23 protein-coding genes are annotated in these 19,211 nt (G+C 60.1%); 1 reads left to right on the forward strand and 22 read right to left on the reverse strand.

Annotation, left to right across the window (positions count from 1 at the left end; genetic code table 11):
- The first annotated feature begins 191 nt into the window (after window positions 1–191).
- On the forward strand, window positions 192–881 hold the full coding sequence (locus tag NYR50_RS10445; RefSeq protein ID WP_174009193.1) for a Crp/Fnr family transcriptional regulator: 690 nt from the start codon (window positions 192–194) through the stop codon (window positions 879–881).
- Between the two features lie 72 nt (window positions 882–953).
- Here the strand turns inward: NYR50_RS10445 and aidB are convergent, their stop codons facing one another.
- The 22 genes from aidB to NYR50_RS10555 all read right to left on the reverse strand — a co-directional run bounded on the left by aidB (window position 954) and on the right by NYR50_RS10555 (window position 18,933).
- Complete coding sequence (gene aidB / locus NYR50_RS10450) at window positions 954–1,778, reverse strand: AidB family quorum-quenching N-acyl homoserine lactonase (RefSeq protein ID WP_418135888.1); 825 nt, start codon at window positions 1,776–1,778, stop codon at window positions 954–956.
- Between the two features lie 3 nt (window positions 1,779–1,781).
- Complete coding sequence (ureG, locus tag NYR50_RS10455; RefSeq protein ID WP_418135889.1) at window positions 1,782–2,393, reverse strand: urease accessory protein UreG; 612 nt, start codon at window positions 2,391–2,393, stop codon at window positions 1,782–1,784.
- Window positions 2,394–2,649: 256 nt separating this feature from the next.
- Window positions 2,650–3,321, reverse strand: a complete 672-nt coding sequence (locus tag NYR50_RS10460; RefSeq protein WP_418135890.1) for an urease accessory protein UreF — start codon at window positions 3,319–3,321, stop codon at window positions 2,650–2,652.
- Between the two features lie 3 nt (window positions 3,322–3,324).
- Window positions 3,325–3,816: an urease accessory protein UreE gene (gene ureE / locus NYR50_RS10465; protein ID WP_173987519.1), complete on the reverse strand. Its 492-nt coding sequence runs from the start codon at window positions 3,814–3,816 to the stop codon at window positions 3,325–3,327.
- A 317-nt stretch (window positions 3,817–4,133) separates the two neighbouring features.
- Window positions 4,134–4,670 (reverse strand): peroxiredoxin, encoded by a 537-nt coding sequence (locus tag NYR50_RS10470; protein ID WP_010972294.1) that lies wholly within the window; start codon window positions 4,668–4,670, stop codon window positions 4,134–4,136.
- A 155-nt stretch (window positions 4,671–4,825) separates the two neighbouring features.
- Window positions 4,826–5,491, reverse strand: a complete 666-nt coding sequence (locus NYR50_RS10475; protein WP_418135891.1) for a TIGR02117 family protein — start codon at window positions 5,489–5,491, stop codon at window positions 4,826–4,828.
- Window positions 5,492–5,502: 11 nt separating this feature from the next.
- Entirely contained in the window at window positions 5,503–7,212 is a 1,710-nt protein-coding gene (gene ureC / locus NYR50_RS10480) for an urease subunit alpha (RefSeq protein WP_418135892.1), read from the reverse strand.
- A 4-nt stretch (window positions 7,213–7,216) separates the two neighbouring features.
- Window positions 7,217–7,861, reverse strand: coding sequence for a Urease operon accessory protein (locus tag NYR50_RS10485; RefSeq protein WP_418135893.1), 645 nt, complete (start codon window positions 7,859–7,861; stop codon window positions 7,217–7,219).
- A 5-nt stretch (window positions 7,862–7,866) separates the two neighbouring features.
- The gene (locus NYR50_RS10490) at window positions 7,867–8,289 is read right to left on the reverse strand and encodes a lysozyme inhibitor LprI family protein (protein WP_418135894.1); all 423 of its coding nucleotides are present in this window, start codon (window positions 8,287–8,289) and stop codon (window positions 7,867–7,869) included.
- Between the two features lie 2 nt (window positions 8,290–8,291).
- Window positions 8,292–8,648 carry a GFA family protein gene (locus NYR50_RS10495; protein WP_418135895.1) on the reverse strand — a complete coding sequence of 119 codons (357 nt, stop codon included), beginning with the start codon at window positions 8,646–8,648 and terminating at the stop codon, window positions 8,292–8,294.
- Between the two features lies 1 nt (window position 8,649).
- Window positions 8,650–8,955 carry an urease subunit beta gene (locus tag NYR50_RS10500; RefSeq protein WP_046797816.1) on the reverse strand — a complete coding sequence of 102 codons (306 nt, stop codon included), beginning with the start codon at window positions 8,953–8,955 and terminating at the stop codon, window positions 8,650–8,652.
- Window positions 8,956–8,976: 21 nt separating this feature from the next.
- On the reverse strand, window positions 8,977–9,234 hold the full coding sequence (locus NYR50_RS10505; RefSeq protein ID WP_418135896.1) for a DUF1272 domain-containing protein: 258 nt from the start codon (window positions 9,232–9,234) through the stop codon (window positions 8,977–8,979).
- 10 nt (window positions 9,235–9,244) lie between these two features.
- Window positions 9,245–9,547 carry an urease subunit gamma gene (locus NYR50_RS10510; RefSeq protein WP_006315002.1) on the reverse strand — a complete coding sequence of 101 codons (303 nt, stop codon included), beginning with the start codon at window positions 9,545–9,547 and terminating at the stop codon, window positions 9,245–9,247.
- Between the two features lie 107 nt (window positions 9,548–9,654).
- Window positions 9,655–10,509 (reverse strand): urease accessory protein UreD, encoded by an 855-nt coding sequence (locus tag NYR50_RS10515; protein WP_418135897.1) that lies wholly within the window; start codon window positions 10,507–10,509, stop codon window positions 9,655–9,657.
- The gene (locus NYR50_RS10520; RefSeq protein WP_418135899.1) at window positions 10,413–11,669 is read right to left on the reverse strand and encodes an alpha/beta hydrolase family esterase; all 1,257 of its coding nucleotides are present in this window, start codon (window positions 11,667–11,669) and stop codon (window positions 10,413–10,415) included. Before NYR50_RS10520 ends, NYR50_RS10515 begins: the two co-directional genes overlap by 97 nt.
- Before the next feature lie 254 nt (window positions 11,670–11,923).
- Complete coding sequence (gene urtE, locus NYR50_RS10525; protein ID WP_418135900.1) at window positions 11,924–12,619, reverse strand: urea ABC transporter ATP-binding subunit UrtE; 696 nt, start codon at window positions 12,617–12,619, stop codon at window positions 11,924–11,926.
- 14 nt (window positions 12,620–12,633) lie between these two features.
- Entirely contained in the window at window positions 12,634–13,209 is a 576-nt protein-coding gene (locus tag NYR50_RS10530; protein WP_418135901.1) for a hypothetical protein, read from the reverse strand.
- Window positions 13,210–13,229: 20 nt separating this feature from the next.
- Window positions 13,230–13,991 carry an urea ABC transporter ATP-binding protein UrtD gene (gene urtD / locus NYR50_RS10535; RefSeq protein WP_418137291.1) on the reverse strand — a complete coding sequence of 254 codons (762 nt, stop codon included), beginning with the start codon at window positions 13,989–13,991 and terminating at the stop codon, window positions 13,230–13,232.
- 10 nt (window positions 13,992–14,001) lie between these two features.
- Window positions 14,002–15,180 (reverse strand): urea ABC transporter permease subunit UrtC, encoded by a 1,179-nt coding sequence (urtC, locus tag NYR50_RS10540; protein ID WP_418135902.1) that lies wholly within the window; start codon window positions 15,178–15,180, stop codon window positions 14,002–14,004.
- Window positions 15,177–16,790: an urea ABC transporter permease subunit UrtB gene (gene urtB / locus NYR50_RS10545; RefSeq protein WP_418135903.1), complete on the reverse strand. Its 1,614-nt coding sequence runs from the start codon at window positions 16,788–16,790 to the stop codon at window positions 15,177–15,179. Before urtB ends, urtC begins: the two co-directional genes overlap by 4 nt.
- A 297-nt stretch (window positions 16,791–17,087) precedes the next feature.
- Complete coding sequence (urtA, locus tag NYR50_RS10550; RefSeq protein WP_418135904.1) at window positions 17,088–18,377, reverse strand: urea ABC transporter substrate-binding protein; 1,290 nt, start codon at window positions 18,375–18,377, stop codon at window positions 17,088–17,090.
- Between the two features lie 349 nt (window positions 18,378–18,726).
- The gene (locus NYR50_RS10555) at window positions 18,727–18,933 is read right to left on the reverse strand and encodes a DUF2735 domain-containing protein (protein ID WP_006314993.1); all 207 of its coding nucleotides are present in this window, start codon (window positions 18,931–18,933) and stop codon (window positions 18,727–18,729) included.
- Window positions 18,934–19,211 lie beyond the last annotated feature (278 nt).

Genomic DNA, 19,211 nt, shown 5'->3' on the forward strand with positions numbered 1-19,211 from the left:
GGCCGCATTGCCAATCCTGTTTGATCGAAATCAATTCGCTTTTCAGGTGAACTGCTAGTCTCCCTCGCATCGGGAATTGCCGGTCGAGGAAAAATGCGATGAGTTCTTTGCAGATAGGCGTGAGGGAGAAGGAACTTCCCCGGTTTCGTATCGCTTCGGACAGCCCGGCAAAAGGTTTGAGCGGGAGCCGAATGGACGTGAACAAGACCGTGAAGCTGAGCAACAGAGACAGGAACATTCTGCTTCGTGCACCCCTGATCGGGGTTGCCGACGACGCGGCCGCGCTGAAGATGATGGAGGCGGCGACCATCACCAATGTCAACGCCCGCCACGTCCTCTTCAAGGAAGGCGAAGCGGCGCAGCATTTTTATTGCGTGCTGTCGGGTTATGTCCGCCTCTATCGGCTGGACCGGCATGGGCGCGAGGCGGATGTACGCGTCAGCGGACCCGGCGATACCTTCAACGAATGCCTGATCTTCGGCAGCGATACCTATCGTTACAGCGCGCAGGCGGCTGAAAGCTGCACCGTGGCGCGTTTCGAGCTGGCAAGAATCCGAACCCTGATCGACCAGGAGCCGGCAATCGCCAAGGCCGTCATGCGCTGCCTTTCCAACAGCCTGTTGGCGACCATGGACTGCATTGCCAACGACCGGCTGCAGACGGCACCGCAACGCGTCGCCCATTACCTCATCAACCAGGGCCCGCGCGATGCGACATCCTTTTCGCTGCGGCTGCCTTTCCAGAAAAGCCTGCTTGCCGGCAAGCTCGGCCTTGCGCCGGAAGCTTTGTCGCGCGCCTTCTCGGCATTGAAAAAGTCTGGCGTCACGGTGCGTGGCCGCATCGTGCAGGTCAATGACGTCGCGGCATTGAAGCAAATCTGAAAACACCGGGAGAGGAGGAGGGGCGGGAGGCCAGCCGGCAGCCCGCCCTTCTGCATGTCTGAAAGCGGAAAATCAGCCCGGATGCGGCCCGAAGCGGAAGCCGTCACCCTGCCGCTCGATGTGGAAAAATCCGCCAAGATGACCGCCGGAAACCAGCCAGCCATGATCGGCCGCTTCAGCCAGCGCAGCAAGACGGGTGGCATAGGCAAGCTCGGAATCGATATCGTAAACGAAAGCGATTTCAGGGTCGGCCGCCTGCAATCCGCTGACATGCAGCACATCGCCCCACAATAACAGCCGCGCATCGCCGCTGCCGATCAGATAACCCACGTGTCCCGGCGTATGGCCGGGCATGGCGATCGCCTCGATATCCTCGGCAACCGTTCCCGTGGGGATCGGCCGCAACATGGCACCGCAAATATCGAGCAGCCGCGCGGCAAGATCGAAACCGCCCTGCCGGGCCGGCGGCAATGTCTTGCGGGCATCGGCATTGGTAAAGAAGGCAAGATCGGCCTCGGGCACCCATATTTCCGCATTGGGAAAATAGGGCCGGTCGCCATCGATGAGGCCCAGCGCATGGTCACCGTGAATATGGGTGAGGATGACACGGCTGACATCATCAGGCTGAATACCGGCATCGATCATCGCTGCGCGGGCATGGCCATAGGCGGCGCCCCAGGCCGTGCCACAACCGGCATCGATCAGCCAAACACCATCGGGCCCGGAGAGCGCAAAACAATTGACATCCACATCCACCGTTTCGCCTTCAAGCCCGGCAACAACGGTAGCCAGCGCCTCCGCGCCCTGCCGGTGGATGAGATGGCCGACCGGTGCCTTGTAGACACCATCAACGAACCGGGACACGGCATAGGGGCCGAAACGCAGCGCTGCATTCATGGCTCAGAGACCACCCTGCTCTTTCAGGAAACTGACGATACGATCGACGCCATCGCCCCGTTTCATATCGGTAAAAACGAACGGCATGGCGTTGCGCATCCGCGTCGCATCGCTGTCCATCACGGTCAGATCGGCGCCGACATAAGGCGCAAGGTCCTTCTTGTTGATGACCAGCAGGTCGGAGCGGGTGATGCCCGGCCCGCCCTTGCGCGGAATTTCCTCGCCCTGGCAGACGGAGATCACATAGATGGTGATATCGGCAAGATCAGGCGAAAAGGTCGCGGCAAGATTGTCACCACCGGATTCGATGAAGACAACATCGAGATCGGGAAACCGCGCATTAAGCCCGGCAATCGCCTGCAGATTGATCGTCGCATCTTCGCGGATGGCGGTATGCGGGCAACCGCCTGTCTCGACACCGACGATACGCTCGGATGGCAACGCCTGCATGCGCACCAGCGCCTCGGCATCTTCCTTGGTATAGATATCATTGGTGACGACAGCGACGGAATAATCGGCGCTCATCGCCTTACAGAGCTTTTCCGTCAGCGCCGTCTTGCCGGAACCCACCGGCCCGCCAATGCCGACACGCAGCGGACCATTACCCGATTTCATCACTCTGTTCCCTTCACTCTGCTTTGGTATCTTTCACCGTAAAGCCTTGGACCAACGCTTCAAGAGCAAGCAAGAACCATGCCGCAAGTTTCTTCTCCCCGTCGGGGAGAAGGTGGCCCGAAGGGTCGGATGAGGGGGGCAGCGTCAGCGATAGACCGAGAGCTCGCCCCCTCATCCCGCTGCCGCGGACTTCTCCCCGGCGGGGAGAAGAAACGCGTGGCAGCCGCTCGCTCCATCGATTGTAATGCTGCCTCCCTCAGGAGCGGAAAAGCCGCGTGCCCTGTGTTTCATGACGCATCGCCGCCGTATCAGCGATAACAGTGGCGCTGCCGAGGTCATCGAGCGTGGATAACGCCGCCCGCGCCGCAATCTCCGCGATCACCGCCTCGCTTGCGGCCAGAATGGCGACTCCATCCTTTTGCCCCGCGACGCCAAGACGGATGCCGGCCGAAACGATCTGTGAAACGCCGGCATGCAGAAAGGCGGCAAGCGTCTCGCGCAGCGGAACTCCATGTCCGGCCGCCACAGCGCCTATGGCAACGGGATAGGGAGCCTCCTTCGGCAATAGCTCCAGAACCGCATGCGGCCATGCGCCGGCAGCGGCAATGAAGGCATCGCCGAGAAGCACGGTCTCACGATAACGTTCCGCCGAGCCGGCCAGCGCGCGGCCGAGATCAGCCGTTTCGCTGAGTGCCGTGGCATCCTGCGAGCTTCGCCAGGCGTGCGCCAGAAACACCGCATCGTTCCACAGGCTGCCATGGCGCAGCAGCGTTTCCACCCAGTCACCCAACCCGGCGGCATCGCGCACGCGCCCATCCTCGACCGCCTTTTCCAGCCCGCCGGAATAGGAAAAGCCGCCAACCGGAAAGGCCGGAGACAGCCAGGCCATCAGCAGCAGCAGCGCGGCAACGCCGCTTTCCGCGCTCACGCCTCAGCCGTGGTCATGATGGTGGTGGCCATGCCCGTGATCATGACCATGGGAATGGCCGCCATGGGCGTGATAGGCGCCGCGTGCCGGCTGGAAAGGTTCTTCCACATCCCGCACAGTGGCGCCGAGACCTTCCAGCATGGCGCGAATGACGTGGTCGCGCAGGATGAGAATGCGCTCCTCCTCGATCTGCGCCGAAAGGTGCCGGTTGCCCAGATGCCAGGCAAGCTCGATCAGGTGAAGCCGATCCTTCGCCTTGATTTCGAACAGCTTTTCATCCGCCGCGCGAACCTCGATCAGATCACCGTTTTCCACCACCAGCAGATCGCCATGGGCAAACAGCACGGCTTCCTTCAGGTCCAGCATCACCATCTCGTCGTTCTGCAAATGCAGCAGCTTACGGCGCAGATGCCGCTGGTCATGCGCCAGCGTGACATAACCGGAGGGCTCGTCGCCGGGGGTTCCGGCGGGGTGGTAGGAGGTGACGCGCAGCATGGGATGATCCGTTTCAGAAACAGTCTTGGGAAGACGATTTTTGACGGATAGCGGGGGTGATTTCAAGGCGGATGCGTATTCTCGCTGCATATAAAAATCCGGCAGAGTACCGGAAAGGGTACGTATTATGACGAACGCTCCCTCTAACGCGACGTCATCTTCGGGCTTGTCCCGAGGATCCAACCACCTATCGTAAAATCGGTCCGTCGCAGATGCTCGGGACAGGCCCGAGCATGACGGAGGAGAGGCTTTCGGCCTTAGCGGCCAAAGGTGACCCGGCATCGCTGCCGGGCCTTCAGAAAGTCATGAAACCGAAATCAGGCCGCAGCGCGGCTTTTCAGGTTTTCCAGAATGTTCTGCGGCGAGGAAACGCCGTAAGGGTCGGATTCGCAATTGTCGGAATAACCCTCTTCCTCGAACCACTGCTCGACCAGACCGTCATTGATGACGGCGGCGTAACGCCAGGAGCGCATGCCGAAACCGAGATTGTCCTTGGCGACCAGCATGCCCATCTTGCGGGTGAACTCACCCGAACCATCCGGAATGACCTTGACGTTTTCAAGGTTCTGGCCCTTGGCCCAGGCATTCATGACGAAGGCATCGTTGACCGACAGGCAATAGATTTCATCGACGCCGAGCGCGCGGAATTCGCCCGCTAGCTTTTCGAAATCGGGCAGCTGATAGGTCGAGCAGGTCGGCGTGAACGCGCCGGGCAGCGAAAACAGGACGACCTTTTTGCCCTTGAAATAATCGTCGGAGGTCATGTCCTGCCAACGGAAAGGGTTCGGGCCGCCAACGGCCTCGTCGCGAACGCGCGTGCGGAAAGTTACGGCGGGCACTTTTTTGCCGAGCATGTCTTGTCTCCTGTTCTGGCATTTTACGCGGATCGCTTGGGATCGATCCACGCGGAATTCTTTAGCAGTTTCCTTAACGCAAGATGCGCTGCGGTGCAGCATAAAAAAAGGATTTCAGCCGGCAAATACACGAAATGGCCACACGGAATTGGGGATCAATTGTGCAGGTCTATCGACCAGCGCAACAGCGGCGGCAAGGGCGTCCACCAGCCGGTTTGAATGCCCGCGTTCCGCAACATCGCGGCTGACCATGTATTGCATCCGGCGACCGCATTGAACCAGCCATTCGCCTCGAAAAACGCATCCGTCAGGCCATAACCGGCACCGGGGACCGGCCTGACACCGCCGTCGTCTCCGGCAAAACTCGCCCGGATACCCGCGACGAGGCGCTGATAACCCGCTTCAGAAATGCGAAGCCGTTTCACCCCGGCGAGATCGGCGGGAAAATCCCCTGTCACATCCACATGCATGACGGAGCGGTCGAGCGTGAAAGAACGCAGCACCGGCATCGGTTTCAGATCTGCCCAGGTGGGCGTCTGAATGTAAAACGACCGGCCACCCCAGCCGAACACCAGATTGGCAGCTGCGGGATGGTTGACGGCAATACCGCCTTCTTGCAACTCGGAAAACACCCGCCGTAGATCGTCATCGACCGGCAGGGCGATGTCGGTGTGGATCGGATTGGACAACAGCAGGATTTCGCGATTTTTCACACCATTTGCATCATCGGCGAAAAAGGGGCGCGGTACCACGGTGCCGAGCACGAGAAGCAGGACGATCAACAGCACGCCGCCGCCGATCCATCTGAGGACAGTTTTCAACGCGACGCCCGTTAAAACAGGAAATAGCGCTGCGCCATCGGCAGGACGGTGGCCGGTTCGCAGGTCAGCAACTCGCCATCCGCCCGCACTTCATAGGTCTCGGGATCAACCTCGATATGCGGGGTGAGCGAATTGTGGATCATCGACGCCTTGGAAATGCCGCCGCGCACATTCTTCACCGCCAGCAGCTTCTTGGCAACGCCGAGGCGCTGCGCAAGGCCGCCATCCAGCGACGCCTGCGACACGAAAGTGACCGAGGAATTGGTGCGCAGCTTGCCGTAAGCCGCAAACATCGGCCGGTAATGCATCGGCTGCGGTGTGGGAATGGAGGCATTCGGATCGCCCATCGGGGCTGCCGCAATCGAACCGCCAAGCAGCACCATTTCCGGCTTCACGCCGAAAAAGGCCGGGTTCCACAACACGAGATCCGCACGCTTGCCAACTTCGACGGAGCCGATCTCATGGCTGACACCCTGGGCGATGGCCGGGTTGATCGTATATTTGGCGATGTAGCGGCGGACACGGAAATTATCGTTTTCGCCGGTCTCTTCCTTCAAGCGGCCGCGCTGGCGCTTCATCTTGTCGGCCGTCTGCCAGGTGCGGATCGCGACCTCGCCGACACGGCCCATGGCCTGGCTGTCGGAAGAGATAATCGAAAACGCGCCGATATCGTGGAGAATATCCTCCGCCGCGATGGTTTCCTTGCGGATGCGGCTTTCGGCAAAGGCGATATCCTCAGGAATGGACGGCGACAGGTGGTGGCACACCATCAGCATGTCCAGATGCTCGGCCAGCGTATTGACGGTATAGGGCCGCGTCGGGTTGGTGGAAGAGGGAATGACGTTCGGGTTGCCGCAGACCTTGATGATGTCAGGCGCATGCCCGCCGCCTGCACCTTCAGTGTGGAAGGCATGGATAGTGCGGCCCCGGATGGCGGCGACGGTGTCTTCCACGAAACCGCTTTCATTCAGCGTATCGGTGTGGATCATCACCTGCACATCATATTCGTCGGCCACCGTCAGGCAATTGTCGATGGCGGCAGGTGTCGTGCCCCAGTCCTCATGCAGCTTCAGCGAGGAAGCGCCGGCAAGGATCATCTCTTCCAGAGGTGCCGGCAGCGAGGCATTGCCCTTGCCAGCCAGTGCCAGATTCATCGGGAAGGCGTCGAAACTTTCGATCATGCGCTCGATGTGCCATGCGCCGGTGCAGGTGGTGGCGAGCGTGCCATGCGCCGGACCGGAACCGCCGCCGAGCATGCAGGTCACACCGCTCATCAGCGCTTCCTCGATCTGCTGCGGGCAGATGTAATGGATATGCGCGTCCATGCCGCCAGCCGTCAGAATCTTGCCTTCACCGGCGATTGCCTCCGTCGACGGTCCGACGATGATCGTCACGCCCGGCTGCGTATCCGGGTTGCCGGCCTTGCCGATGGCGTGGATACGGCCATTCTTCAGGCCCACATCCGCCTTGTAGATACCGCTATGGTCGACGATCACGACATTGGTAATGACGGTATCGACAGCCCCTTCCGCCCGCGTCGCCTGGCTCTGGCCCATACCGTCGCGAATGACCTTGCCGCCGCCGAATTTCACTTCCTCGCCATAAGTCGTATGGTCCTTCTCGATCTCGATGAAGAGTTCGGTATCGGCAAGCCGCACCTTGTCGCCCACGGTCGGGCCGAACATGCCGGCATAGGCGGCGCGGGAAATCTTGTAAGGCATGGGTTCAGGCTCCTTGGGATGCGGAGAAAATCGATGTGGGAGAAATTCGTGCCAGCCGGCCCTCGTTTGAGAGGGTATCGACCAGTTGTTGTTCGGCAGCAAAGGGATGGCCGCTCCAGCCCTGGTGGCTGAAACCGGCAATCGCCACCTCATCACCATCACCGCTCACACTCTCGAGAACATGGGCAATGGCAACAAGGCCGGTGCTGGGGCAGACATAGGGCGCTGGCGCATGAGCCGCGAGTGCCTTATCGAGGCGTTCATGCACGTCGCGTGGAATGACGATATGGCTTTTGCTGGTTTCTGCGGCGATTGCCGCAAAACCGGCGGTATAATCGACGCAGAAATCGGTCAGCTCCGGCCAGCGCGCGCGGATGCCCGGCTCCATTTCTGAAAACTTGGCGGGATCGCGCACCGACCATAGGGCGGAGGCCTGCCGCACACCGTCGTTTTCGCGCCAGTCACGGCCTTGCGTCATCTCGTGGCCCGGCCGCCCGGTATTGCAGACGGCCACCACATCCGTGCGGCTGCCGCCAGCACCCAGCGACCGGCAATCATTGAAACGGATGACGATGTCGGAAAGATCGATGAAACCAGCCATACCCGGCGGCAGTTCCCCGTTTCCGACAATCATGATCCGCCGCCCCATGCCGTTCAGAAACCTTCCGAGAGTTGGCGCAGTTCGTCCGCCCGCTTGCCGCTCATCTCGGCGAGGCAGGACGAAATCAGCATCGGTTCCATCGAGCCGCCGCGGGCCTGAAAGCCGGCAAACGCGCAATTGGCATCCCGAAACGCCACCCATGCGCGCTGGGCAGTCACCAGAGCGTCAGTCGCACCCTTGCCGTCTGCATCCGCCGCCTTGTCGCGCTCGGTGAGCAGCTTGCGCAGCTTCTGATATTCGACGTTGAGCTGTTTGTCGGCCTTTTCATAATCCTTGCCGGCGCAGATGGTCATATCCGCCTGCGTCTGCGGCGCCTTGCAATCCGGCTCAGTCTGCGCTGCCGCCGGCATCGACAAGCCGGTGGTGAGGATAAGCAGCACCGCTGCTACGAAAAGGCTTTTTCGGTTCTTCGTCATATTCAGGCCGCCGCGCCGTCAAAAGCCTGCGGCTTCAGCGCCCGCGGATCGACGCCATCAAGACAATTGGCGTTCACCGCCACCATCGGCGTCCCGTCAGGCCCATCGGCATAAGCAAAGCTTTCGATGCCGCAGGTGGAGCAGAAAAAATGATGGATCTTGTGTTTGTTGAAGAGATATTCGCTCAGCTTGTCCTCGCCGGAACGCAGGGTAAACTTCTCACGCGGCGCAAAGGCGAGCGTGGAGCCCAGACGCTTGCAGCGCGAACAATTGCAGATGACGGTATGGTCGAGATCGACATCGACCTCGAAGCTGACGTCGCCGCATTGGCAGCTTCCATGATAATGCGCACTGGCCATCTCATAACCTCCCCATGACCTGTTGACGAAAACCATAAACCTCGCGCTTGCCGGACAGCGGCACCAGCGTTACTTCCCGCTTCTGGCCGGGTTCGAAACGAACCGCCGTGCCTGCTGGGATATCGAGACGCATGCCGCGCGCCTTGTCGCGCTCGAAAATAAGCCCGGCATTGGTCTCGAAGAAATGATAATGACTGCCCACCTGCACCGGCCGGTCGCCCGAATTGGCCACCTCGATCGTCACCGTCGGCTGGCCGGCATTGAGTTCGATGGTGCCTTCTGCGGCAATAATTTCGCCTGGCTTCATGGTGCTCCCCTTATTTCTGTATCAGGCGGCGGTCGCGGCCGCGCAGCCTTCGGCCTTCAGCACACGCTTCGTTGACGCCGGATTGTTGACGAGTTTTGCCGCCGGGCGGACCGGCCTGCGAACCAGCTCTCCGCCGCAATTCGGGCAGGCGCCTTGAAGCACATCGGTCGAACAATCAACGCAGAAGGTGCATTCAAACGAGCAGATCATCGCATCCCGGCTATCGGGCGCAAGATCCCGGTCGCAACATTCGCAATTGGGCCGAAGCTCCAGCGCCATGCCTTCCCCCTCAACGGATCGGTTCGTGAACGGTCACCAGCTTGGTGCCATCAGGAAACGTCGCTTCCACCTGCACATCATGGATCATTTCGGCAATGCCTTCCATCACCTGATCGCGTGAAATCACATGCGCGCCGGCTTCCATCAGGTCGGCAACGGCGCGGCCATCGCGGGCGCCCTCGACGACGAAATCGCTAATCAGCGCAATCGCTTCGGGATAGTTGAGCTTCACGCCGCGCTCCAGCCGGCGGCGCGCCACCATGGCGGCCATGGAAATCAGCAGCTTGTCTTTTTCTCTTGGGCTAAGGTTCATCGTCGTCCCACAGCTTGGCATCTGCTCCGCAAAGCAGGTTTGCAGGAGATCAGATCCGACATTTGACAGACCCCGATGGATGCCTGTCACAAGGCAACCGTGGGGGTTTACAGATTCCAGACTTTCGGCACTGGCGCGCCGTTTCGCAAGAGCGAAATGATCGGAAAAAGCAATTTTCTCAGCGAGAAGCCGTCCGCCGCCGACACCCGCACGACAAGCTTGCCCTGCCATTCGCTGGCCCCGCCGCTTTCACCGGCAATAGCCCGGATTTTAGGCAGAAGCGCCTCCGAGAGAGGCCCGATGTAAAGCAGCGTGGCGAAGGCCACCTGCCCGGCAAGCACCGCCGGTCTCGCGGTCAGCTCCGCCACCTCGCCCTCAAGCAGCAATTCTTCCGCATGCACCAGCTTGCCCCCGTGGCGAATGCGCCAGCGGTCACGGAAAAGCCCATGCACCATCGCCTCGTCCATGGCCTTTCGGCCAAGCAGCACGGCTTCGACGGCGATGAATTCGGAGGATTGGTCGAGATCGGCTTCCAGCCGGCGGGTGAGCGATGCCCGATCGAAGAGGATGGTTTCCTGTGGCAACCAGTGCAGCTTCGCGCCCGGCCCGGCGGAAACGCGGGCGGTGACCGTGGCTGTGCCTGATGATGCCTTATAGACCTTTTCGCAGGCCTGCGTTGTCACGACAAGCGAGGTGCCGGCACCGGCTGTGGCCTGCCATTCGATCTCGTCTCCGCCGGTCAACCCGCCGGAGGAATTGATGAGAATGGCCTCGGCTTCGTTTGAAAACGTATCCGGCAGCCGAATTTTGGCGCAGCCTTCCTGAAATAGCTCGTCCAGCCGGCTGCGCCCTTCAACCGCCTTGGTTACAATGCGTCCTCTGCCACGGGCGCGCTGCTGCCGGACAGGTTGTTGAGCGTCTTCACAACCGGAAGCGCCGATGGCTTGCTGTTCTGGCTGCACGCAGTCTCCGAAGCGGTTGCGGAAGCGGAATTGGCCTTGGTGCCGCAATCCTTCTTGACGACGGCGTCCACCACCATCTGTCCTTCCGTGTTGCGGAAGAAATCCCACATTCTTTCGGCCGCATCAACCGTGCGCGTCACTTCGCCTGTGGGCATCTTGCGCTCCACGGCCGGTTCGGCCTTCGGCGTCTGCTCGCCGCCCGGCTTGCGGGTGACGACGGCGCTCGCGGCCAGCACTTCGGCCTTCATGGTGGCGCGCGGCCAGGCATGGTCCCAGTTCTCGATGACATAGGACTGAATGCGCGCGCCAGCCTTGCAGACGTCATAGGAATTGACAGTAAAACTCTCACCCGGCTTGGTTTTTGCGCCGCCCTTGCAGCCGTCCATCTCAGCCCAGCGCTTCAGCGCCGTCTCGCCGCTATATTGCCAATAGGACTTGCCGCCACCCTGATAGGGATTAGCTGGGTCTTTCAGACCGGCAAATGCAATGATCGACATCGGCCGCGCCGGTTTGCAGCTTGCCGCATCGGGACCCCACTTGCCTTCGGTCTCCAGCGGATAACCGGCGCGGAGCGAAGCGACGAAACCGGCAGCATTAAAATCCGGGTTGCCGCTGCAGATGAATTGCGACAGCATGCGCCCGCCGCCGGAATAACCGGAACCGTAAAAGCGCTCCTCATCCACGCAGAACTTGCCCTTCACCATGGTGATGGCATCGTGGATGAAACCGACCTCATCCAGCCCGCCCGGACGTTTGGTGACACCGGGAACGTTCCAGGCATGGGTGCCGGGCAATTCGCCATTGAGGCTGCCGGCCAGCGCCACGACCACAAGGCCATCACGCTCGGCCAGCTTGTCCCAGCCGCTGCGGTTCAGCTGCCCATGCGGGTTGCTGTTGGAGCCATGGAAATCGAAGACGACAGGCAGCGGCTTTTTTCCATCATAGGCCGATGGAACAAAATAGACGCCGTCGCGTTTCTGGCCGTTAGAGAGAATGGAAAAATCATGCCGGCCCGGCTCCATGCCAGGCCCGGGAAGCTGACCGCAGGTCGATGCCGACGCTGCGACTCCGGCGCTCGCGCACATCGCAAGGCCGAGAACCAGGGTGCGGGCGGAGCGGAAGAACCGGGCAGCCCGGCCAGTTGCAAAGTCTTGATGCATTGACACGCCTTTATTGGCATTATGTCTCCGACAATACGTCGGAGGTGCATGGAATGTAAGGGATCAACTGTCGCGGCGTGCGAATAGACTTTTCCTGTGTCTCGCATGCAGCATATGCGCTGCCAATATCACAGGCTTTTATTCAACGAAATGCTAAAATTGCGCATAAAAGCCATGCAGAGGCGCATAGGCTTTCAAAATATTAATCGGCCGTTTGCACGCCGTGATCGGCGCGCAGCGCTTTTACTCTCCGATTATACTGTCAGATGACGCCGCGCCTCGGGCGTATCCAGCGTCTCGGCCAGCCCTTCATGCACGATTTCACCGCGGTCCATGATGTAAACATAGTCAGCAAGCTCGCGGCAGAAATCCAGATATTGCTCGACCAGCAGGATCGCCATGCCGGTGGAATCGCGCAGATATTTGATCGCGCGTCCGATATCCTTGATGATCGACGGCTGGATGCCCTCGGTCGGCTCATCGAGAACGAGGATCTTCGGCCGCGTCACCAGCGCCCGGCCAATCGCAAGCTGCTGCTGCTGGCCGCCAGAGAGGTCACCACCGCGCCGCGACAGCATGGTTTGCAGCACCGGAAACAGGCTGAAAATATCATCGGGAATGAACCGTTCCTTGCGCGGCAGCGGCGCATAACCGCTTTCGAGGTTCTCCTGCACGCTGAGCAACGGAAATATTTCCCGTCCCTGCGGCACATAACCGACACCGCGTTTGGCCCGGTGATAGGGCGCCAGCCCGTCAAGCGGCGCTCCTTCAAAGTTGATCGCCCCGCCACTGGTGGCATGCTGACCGGTGACGGCACGTAAGAGCGAGCTTTTGCCGACGCCGTTACGGCCGAGGACGCAGGTGATCTTGCCCATCTCCGCTTTCAGCGACACGCCGCGCAGGGCTTGCGCCGCACCGTAGTGGAGGTTGATGTTTTCGACTGTCAGCATTTCATCCACCTGTTCTAATTCAGTAATGTTCGTCGCAAAGCCTGCAGAGCAAGGTCCTGCCCGGAGGTCTTGTCACCCCCCACCCGGCTGACATCTTCGGCGATATCGATCAGTTGACGTCTTTCATCGAAATCGAGCGCATTTGCCCATAAATCGCGAAACCTGCGGATAGGGTCTTCAGGATTAACGACGTTTCTGGACGCCCATTCCCCAAAGACGATCACTTCCTCCATGTCAGCCGGCGGGATGATGCCTTTCATCCTGTCTCGGACGACATTTTTCGCCATCTCGAGATACATCGGCTTTTCGTTCGCAAGGCACATGAAAAATGCCACCGCAGCAATGGCAGGATCACGGATAGAGGCAATCGGAGCAACTTCGGCCTTCTTGCGAAACGATCTGCGCTTATAAGCGCCGCGCATTTTCTCGACGGTATCGATGATCTCGCTACCCGCCTCACGCACCATCTTCAACCGCCAATACCAGACAGCCGCAGCACCGATTGCCATAACCAGAATTCCAATCAACGCCATCAGATCAACTCCAGATTTTAAATTTTTCAACTTAAATCCGGTTATTATTACAGGCACAAGTAGAGGCTCCGCTCTTTCTAGCGCCCCAGATAATTCTCGATCACCTTCGGATCACTCGACACGAAATCGATCGACCCTTCCGCCAGCACCGAGCCTTCTGCAAGACACGTCACCTTCACCCCCAGCTCGCGGATGAAGCCCATGTCGTGCTCCACCACCACCACCGAACGGGTCTTTGCGATTTCCTTAAGCAGCACGGCGGTTTCGGCTGTCTCCGCATCCGTCATGCCCGCCACCGGCTCGTCCACCAAAAGCAGCTTCGGCTCCTGCGCCAGAAGCATGCCGATCTCAAGCCATTGTTTCTGACCGTGCGAGAGGTTGGCGGCGAGATCGCCGCGACGGTGGCCAAGCCGCACGGTGGCGAGGATGTCCTCGATGCGTGCCTTGTCTTCCTCCGTCAGCCGGTAGAACAGCGTGGCGAAGACACCGCGCTTGCGGTTCAGCGCCAGTTCCAGATTGTCCCAGACAGTGTGGCTTTCGAACACCGTCGGCTTCTGGAATTTCCGGCCGATGCCGAGCTGAGCGATGTCAGCCTCGTCCTTCTTCGTGAGATCGATGCTGTCTTCAAACAGCACCGTGCCCGTATCCGGCCGCGTCTTGCCGGTGATGATGTCCATCATCGTCGTCTTGCCCGCGCCATTCGGGCCGATGATGGCGCGAAGCTCGCCCGGCTCGACCACGAAGGAGAGGGAGTTCAGCGCTCTGAATCCATCGAAGGAGACGGAGACGCCATCGAGATAAAGCAGGCTTTTCGTTCTGTTTTCGGAAACCGTGTTCATGGGCATGGGCTTACTCCGCCGCCTGTTGCGCTGCCGTTGCCGCACTGTCGTTGCCCGGCTGCTTGGTCCCCGCCGCCGCCCGCGCGACACGCTTCTCGCGCCGCCCGGCCAGATAATGCTGGATTGTGCCGACGATGCCCTTGGGGAAGAACAGCGTCACCGCGATGAACAGCCCACCCAGCGCAAACAACCAGAATTCAGGGAAAGCGCCGGTGAAATAGCTCTTGCCGCCATTGACCAGCAGCGCGCCGATGATCGGCCCGATCAGCGTGCCGCGCCCTCCGACTGCCGTCCACACCACCACCTCGATGGAGTTGGCGGGAGAAAATTCGCCGGGGTTGATGATGCCCACCTGCGGCACGAACAGCGCACCGGCAATACCCGCCATCATCGCCGAGACAACGAAGGTGAAAAGCTTGATGTTTTCCACCCGGAAACCGAGGAAACGCACCCGGCTTTCGGCGTCCCGCACGCCCACCAGCACCTTGCCGAATTTGGAATTGACGATACCGGATGCAATCAGCAGTGAAAGCGCCAGCATCACCGCCGTCACCGCAAACAGCACGGCGCGGGTGCCATCCGCCTGCACGGAAAAGCCAAGGATATCCTTGAAATCGGTGAGGCCGTTATTGCCGCCGAAACCCATGTCGTTGCGGAAGAAGGCAAGCAGCAGGGCGTAGGTCATGGCCTGGGTGATGATGGAGAGGTAAACGCCGTTGACGCGCGAGCGGAAGGCGAACCAGCCGAACACGAAGGCCAGCAGCCCCGGTACGACAAGCACCATCAGCGCCGCAAACCAGAACATGTCGAAGCCCTGCCAGAACCACGGCAGTTCCTTCCAGTTGAGGAACACCATGAAGTCAGGCAGCACGGGATGGCCATAAACGCCGCGCGTGCCGATCTGCCGCATCAGATACATGCCCATGGCATAACCGCCAAGCGCGAAGAAGGCGGCGTGGCCAAGCGAAAGAATGCCGCAATAACCCCAGACGAGATCAAGCGCCAGCGCCAGCAGCGCATAGGCCAGATATTTGCCCAGCATCGACATGATATAGGTCGGGATGCGGAACGCGCTGCCCTCCGGCAAAAGCAGGTTGGAGGCGGGCACCAGGACGGCGATGGCCAGAATGATGCCGATGGCGATGGAAATGCGGCGATCGAGCGCGCGCAGGAGGAAGCCGGTAATCATGCTTCGATCGCCCTTCCCTTGAGTGCGAAGAGACCACGCGGCCGCTTCTGGATGAACAGGATGATGAGGACGAGCACGAGGATCTTGCCAAGCACCGCGCCCACCGTCGGCTCGAGGAACTTGTTGAGCACGCCGAGCGACAGGGCTCCCACCAGCGTTCCCCAGAGATTGCCGACGCCGCCGAACACCACCACCATGAAACTATCGATGATGTAGCTCTGGCCGAGATTGGGCGAGACATTGTCGATCTGCGACAGCGCAACGCCCGCAAGACCGGCAACGCCCGAACCGAGCGCAAAGGTGAAGGCGTCCACCCAAGGGGTGCGGATACCCATGGACGAGGCCATGCGGCGGTTCTGGGTCACGGCACGCATCTGCAATCCGAAGGCGGAACGCTTCAGAAGCACCAGCAGCGCGAAGAACACCGAAAGCGAGAAGCAGACGATCCACACCCGGTTCCAGGTGAAATTGAGATAACCAACGCTGAAGGAGCCGGACATCCAGCCGGGGCTGCCAACCTCCCGGTTGGTGGGGCCGAAAATGGAGCGCACGCCCTGTTGCAACATCAGCGAGATGCCCCAGGTGGCAAGCAACGTTTCCAGCGGTCGTCCGTAGAGGAAGCGGATGACGCCGCGCTCCATCATAAGGCCGACAAAACCTGTCACCAGAAAGGCGACTGGCAAGGCAATCGCCAACGACCAGTCGAACAGGCCGGGGAAATGGGAACGGATCACTTCCTGCACCATGAAGGTGGAGTAAGCGCCGATCATCACCATCTCGCCATGCGCCATGTTGATGATGCCCATCACGCCGAAGGTGATGGCAAGGCCGATGGCGGCGAGCAGCAGCACGGAACCGAGCGACAGGCCGTACCAGATGTTCTGCGCATAATCCCAGAAGGCCAGCGCGCTTTCGATGCTGGAAATCGCCTCGTCCACATCGGGCTTCAAGCTTGGATCGACGGATGGCGTCGCCGCCATCAGAATGCTGATCGCATCGCGTCCGCCAAGCGCCTTGATGGTGGCGATCGCTTCTTTCTTCACCTCGAGGGGGCGGTCGGAGGAGAGCAGCGAGACAGCCCGCGCCTCCTCCATCCGGGTCCGCACCTCTTTGTCGGTTTCCTTTGATATGGCCGCTTCCAGCAATTCCAGATTTTCGGCGCTCGGGGCTTTCAGAACCGCATCGGCGGCGGAAAGCCGCACCGAGCGTTCCGGGCTGAGCAGCGTCAAGCCGCCCATCGCGGCACGGATGACGCGGCGAAGAGTGTTGTTGACCCGGATCTTCGTGACAGCAGCCTTGGGCGCCTCACCCGCGCTTTCGCCGGTCAGCGGATCGATGAGCGTGAAATTGGAACCCGACGGCTTCGTCATGAAAACCAGATTGTCGGACTTGCGCACGTAAAGATCGCCCGAAGCGAAGGCCTCCAGCGCCGGAACCACCCGTGCGTCGCCCGTTGCGGCGATCTGGCCGATCAGCGTTTCGGCCTGCTTGAAGTCAGCCGTGCCGAGCTGGTCGATCAGCGCCTTCGGATCGCTTTGCGCGACGGCGTGGGCTGCGATCCCCAGGGTGAACCAGAGGAAGATGGCTCCGAGAAAAGATCGGATCGTCATGTCGGGGTCCTTGGAGCGGTTTGCGATGGGGCGTTTATTGTGGCGCTGCTGGAATATGCGGCCCACCCCCCTCTGCCCTGCCGGGCATCTCCCCCACAAGGAGGGAGATCGACCCGTGGAGAGGTCTCGCCATCTCGAAGCTCGAGAGTGAAGTGGCGGCAGTGCGCCTTGCCGATCTCCCCACCTGTGGGGGAGATGCCCGGCAGGGCAGAGGGGGGCATGCTTGTTCAGTTTGGAATGAAAAAAACCAAATAAGTCCTCCGCCCCTCCTGCGAGGGGCGGCACCAACCCCGCTAATCAGCTACCCTTACCGCCGCACTTGCCCGTCGCCACATTGAAGTTCCCGCACGACATCGGCTTCCGCCAATCCGAAATCAGATCCTTCGAGTCCGGCAGGTAATCCGACCATTCGTCGCCCACAACCTGCGGCGTCTGCTGCACGATCTCGAACTGCCCATCGGCCTGGATTTCGCCGATCAGCACCGGCTTGGTGATGTGGTGGTTCGGCATCACGGTGGAGTAACCGCCCGAAAGGTTCGGCACGGAGACGCCGATAATCGAGTCGAGCACCTTGTCCGTATCGGTGGTGCCGGCGGATTCGACAGCCTTTACCCAGGCGTTGAAACCGATATAGGCGGCTTCCATCGGGTCGTTGGTCACGCGCTTGTCGTTCTTGGTGAAGGCATGCCAGGTCTTGATGAATTCGGCATTCACAGGTGCATCGACGGACTGGAAGTAATTCCAGGCCGCAAGGTGGCCGACCAGCGGTGCTGTGTCGAGACCAGCAAGTTCCTCCTCACCCACCGAGAAGGCGACGACCGGGATATCCTCGGCCTTGACGCCCTGGTTGGCCAGTTCCTTGTAGAACGGCACGTTGGCGTCACCATTGATGGTGGACACCACGGCGGTCTTCTTGCCGGCCGAGCCGAATTTCTTGATGTCGGAGACGATCGTCTGCCAGTCGGAGTGACCGAACGGCGTGTAGTTGATCATGATGTCCTCTTCCTTGACGCCCTTCGACATCAGGTAGGCCTTCAGGATCTTGTTTGTGGTCTGCGGATAGACATAGTCCGTGCCGGCCAGAACCCAGCGCTCCACACCTTCGGTGCTGGCGAGATAATCGACAGCCGGAATGGCCTGCTGGTTCGGTGCGGCACCGGTGTAGAAGATGTTGCGCGAGGATTCTTCACCCTCGTACTGAACCGGATAGAACAGGATCGAGTTCAGCTCTTCGAAAACAGGCAGAACGGATTTACGCGAGGACGACGTCCAGCAGCCGAAAACGGCGGCGACCTTGTCCTGCGAAATCAGCTGGCGGGCCTTTTCGGCAAATAGCGGCCAGTCGGAGGCCGGATCGACGACCACGGCTTCGAGCTTCTTGCCGAGAACGCCGCCCTTCTTGTTCTGCTCGTCGATGAGCATCAGCATGGCATCCTTCAGCGTTGTCTCTGAAATCGCCATGGTGCCGGACAGCGAATGCAGCACGCCAACCTTGATGGTGTCGTCTGCGGCAAAAGCGCCATGGAAGGCGGTGGTGGACAGGATAGCGCCAAGCAGCGCAGCACTAAGCGTCTTGCGGAACATCATCGGAAGAACCCCTCTCCTTGTTGGCCTCTCGTGGAGGCTCAGCGGCATCTGCGGCCGCTGCTGGGAGGGACTATCGATCTCGCGGATGCGAAACCGTATACGTCAATTGACGTAGGCGGGGTGGCGAAAGCGGCAGGAGGAGGTGTGGGGTGAGACACGAGAGCATATGTGGAGCGAGACATCTCCACTTGTTTCTCCTCCCCGAGGGGGAGAAGTCCGCGGCAGCGGGATGAGGGGATAACGGTCGAGATATACGGAGAGCTCGCCCCCTCATCCGACCCTTCGGGCCACCTTCTCCCCCGCGGGGAGAAGAAATGCGCGGCACCGCCTCATATAAGGAATACGACCATCAAGAATGCGGCTTGCCGTCCCGCTCTTCGTCACGGATCGCGTCGTCATGATACCAGGAGCCGAAATCCACGTGCGGCTCCTTTGCCTCACGCTCAAGCTCGCTCAGCCCGCTATTGCGGAACTTGGAAACGCCCGCACGCCCGCCAACCGGGAATTGAAAGATCGTTGCCGTCTCGCGATGAAAGCCAGTTGCCATATCGACCATCTCACTTTGTTTGCATCGAAACATTTAGGTCTGGAGCAAACCCGCAAAGACTGGATTCGCTCCGCTTGATTAAAAAAAAATCACGTTGCGAAAAATATAGGCATTAAACGGTCAATCAGCAAGAAAAACCATTCCGAAAGCGCCAGTTTTTGGGGCAAATGCCAATCCGTCGCGCGCAATCGAAATCATTGCATCGCAGCAGGGCATTTCAGCTGAGGATGCCGGCTATCTATCAGGATTCAATGATGAAACATGAGGGGTGAATTTGCCTGCCGCAG

The organism is Agrobacterium sp. El2ro-1b (genome assembly GCF_048298475.1).
Classification (GTDB): Bacteria; Pseudomonadota; Alphaproteobacteria; order Rhizobiales; family Rhizobiaceae; genus Agrobacterium; species Agrobacterium fabrum.